This window comes from Pauljensenia hongkongensis (genome assembly GCF_001746855.1).
GTDB lineage: Bacteria > Actinomycetota > Actinomycetes > Actinomycetales > Actinomycetaceae > Pauljensenia > Pauljensenia hongkongensis.
On sequence record NZ_CP017298.1, the window covers coordinates 224,100 to 227,034 of the forward strand.

At 69.3% G+C, this 2,935-nt stretch carries 1 protein-coding gene and 1 pseudogene; one reads left to right on the forward strand and one right to left on the reverse strand.

From position 1 onward, the window contains the following. On the forward strand, nt 1-788 hold a 788-nt coding region (locus tag BH719_RS01005; protein ID WP_425415304.1), incomplete at its 5' end, for a hypothetical protein. A gap of 414 nt (nt 789-1,202) precedes the next feature. On the opposite strand, the pseudogene BH719_RS01010 reads toward BH719_RS01005, so the two are convergent. Continuing rightward, a pseudogene (locus tag BH719_RS01010) lies at nt 1,203-2,935 on the reverse strand (hypothetical protein); the annotation flags it as partial.

A 2,935-nucleotide genomic window follows, 5' to 3' on the forward strand; every position in this document is an offset into this window, starting at 1 on the left:
GAGCGGGCTCCGGAGTCGGCGGGGCCCCCTCGGCGGCCCCGTCCTCCACGGCCCGCGCCCCGCCCCTCGATTCGAGTGACGGCTCCCTGGAAATGGTCGGCGCGGAGCCCGGGCCAGTGGGCGTTTGCGAGGGCGAGGACGCCGAGGGGGACGGAGCAGGGGCAGAGGGCGCCGGACTCGACGACACGGACGGGGACGGAGCAGGGGTTGAGGGCGCCGGACTCGGCGACGCCGACGGGGACGTGCCCGAGGGCGAGGGGGACGGAGACGACGGGGTTTCCGCTGGGACGGGCTTCTCGGGACTGTTCGCGCAGTTCTCCGGGCGCAGCGGGGTCAGCGCGCCCACCACCGAGACCGAGAAGGTGACGCGCGCGCCGCTCGCGCCGTCGCTGATCGTAACCGTGTGCCTGCTGCCGGCCTCCCAGTCGTCGGGAACCGCGATCGCGGCCGTGAAGGCGCCCTGGGCGTCGAGTTCGACGACGTCCCACACCTGCCGGTCTTCCGCCAGGGAGCGCTGCGCCCATGGGGGGAGCTGCCTGTCGGCGGGGCGCAACTGCTTGCCCTCGTCCAACGCGACCGAGACGAACGCGCGCGCCGAGGCGACGACGGTCCAGCCGGTGCCCGACAACACGGCCTTCTGGCCGCGGACCCACTGGGAGGGCACCGTGATCCGGGAGGCACCCCCGGACACGATCCGGCACCCGGCCTGGCCCGCGCCATCGACTGGGGAGCCCCACAAATCCACGCTACTGGTCAAATTGCCGCTCTGGGCGTCGGCGCGCGCCTGAGAGCCGCCGTCCATGGCAATCGCGCCCACACCCAGTGCGGCGCCCGCGCACACCACGACGAGGCGCGCCAGACGCGACGCGCCCGTCGGTGCGAGTCCAGCCATCAGAGTCCCTTCGGAGCAGAGGCAACACTGAATACTGATCAGAATTTGTTCCAGTGTTGTAGTAACTAGATTCAGGATAAAGGATGCCGCGCACTCGCGACACCCCAGTTCGCGAAGTAGTACGCAAACCAGGGTATCAACACGCCGTTTCCCCTGCGATTCCGCCGCCCTTGTTCGACAAGTGTGACGCATTCTATTGCGGCGCGCTCCGCTTTCCTGACCCCTCGGTTACCACCGGGCGCCCGAGGGGGCGGTCCCGCGGACAAGGCCGCCGGGCCGCCCCCTCCCCCGTCGTGCGGGGCTCAACGGGTCAGTGGACCCAGACTCCCGAATCGTCGAACGTCCTGGGGACCCCGTTGACCCAGTGGCTGCCCGTCGCCATCGCGCCGGAGGGGAGGAAGTAGTACCAGTCCCCGCCGAGGTTCAGCCAACCGGTGGCCATGGCGCCACTGGGGTGCAGGAAGTACCACGTTCCGCCGTCGTTGATCCAGCCGATCGTCATCTGGCCCCCGTCGGCGAAGTGGTACCAGACGGCGTTGATCCGGTACCAGCCCGTGGCCATCGCCCCCGAGCCCCTCAGGTAGTACCAGGCGCCATCGATCTGGGCCCAGCCCATCGCCATCGCGCCGGACGCCTCCAAGTAGTACCAGCTCCCATCGAGTTGGAGCCAACCGGTGGCCATGGCGCCAGTCGCGGGGTCCAGGTAGTACCACACGCGGTCGACGAAGGCCCAGCCGGAGGCCTGGGCGCCGGACGGGGCGTAGTAGAACCACTTCCCATCGGCCCGCGCCCAGCCGGTCACCATGTACCCGGCCGCGTCGAAGCGGTAGGTGGATCCGTCGATCACTTCGGTCCCGTCCGCGGTGAAGGTGCCGTCGGCGTGCCGGTACCACCAGCCGACGGAGTCCTGGATCCACTGGCCCTCCGGATCCGGCTCGGCCGCCACCACGTGGTACTTCTGGATGTAGTCCAGCTTCGAGGATCCGTCACGGGCTCCGCCCTTCGTGACGGCGTACACATTGCCCCGCCCGTCCGCACGCGCCTCGTTCGGCATGGGGCCCGAGTCGAGCGTCTGCACGAGGGCGCCGTCCGCGTCGTGGACGGTGATGGTGCCGCTGTTGCGGTTGGTGACGTAGAGCAGGCGGTTGACTGCGTCGAAGGTCGCGTACAGCGCGCCGGAGCTGGGCTGCTCATCGCCCTCAGGAGCGGGGGGCGGGGTGGGCGCGTTGGACAGGACTTGGCCGTCCTTGGTGAGCACCGTGAGGGTGCCACTGCCCTGATCGACGACGTAGAGCCTGCCGGTCCCGGGGTCGCGGGCGACTCCCGTGGCCTGTTGGACGTTGTCGGGCAGCGGGATGAAGTCCACCGCAGATGCTGCCAAGTCGACCCTGGCGACCTTGTTGGTCGAGGTCGACCCCACGTAGAGGACACCGCCCTCCGAGTCGAGCTCCAGGCCCATCGAGGCGAACTCCTCGGGGGTGGGGGCCAGGACGATGTCGTCGAGCTGGGCGAGGGTGGTCGTGTCGAAGACGTGGACCGTGTTCGAGCGCGCGGCGTTGACATAGGCGCGGCCCCTTGCCGCGTCGATGCGCACATCGCGGGAGTGGGAGACGATGCCCTTGTCGAACTGCTTGACCAGTTCGAGCGTGTCGGCGTTGTAGACGGCGATCGTGTTCTGACGGGTCTGGGTGATCCACACCGTGTTGTGGGCGTCGTCGACGTCGACGCCATAGGCCGCATAGGGCATATTGGGAACGGTCTTCCCATCGCGCCCGGTGTACGTGTCATCGATGGCGGGGTTGATGTAGGCCTCGAGCTTGAGGGTGTCGGCGTTGAGCTTCATGATCGCCGAGCCGCCGAAGTCGGGTCCGGGGCGCCCGATCGAGGAGGTGACGTAGATCGAGCCGTGCCTGGGCGAGTAGGCCGTCTGGTAAAGACCGCCGAGCAGTTGGGTCTCGACGCCCGCGATGGAGCCGGCCTTGGCCGCGTCGGTGCCGGGAACGGCGGAAACCCGGGCGTTGGCGTCGGGGACGGGCTTGGGGG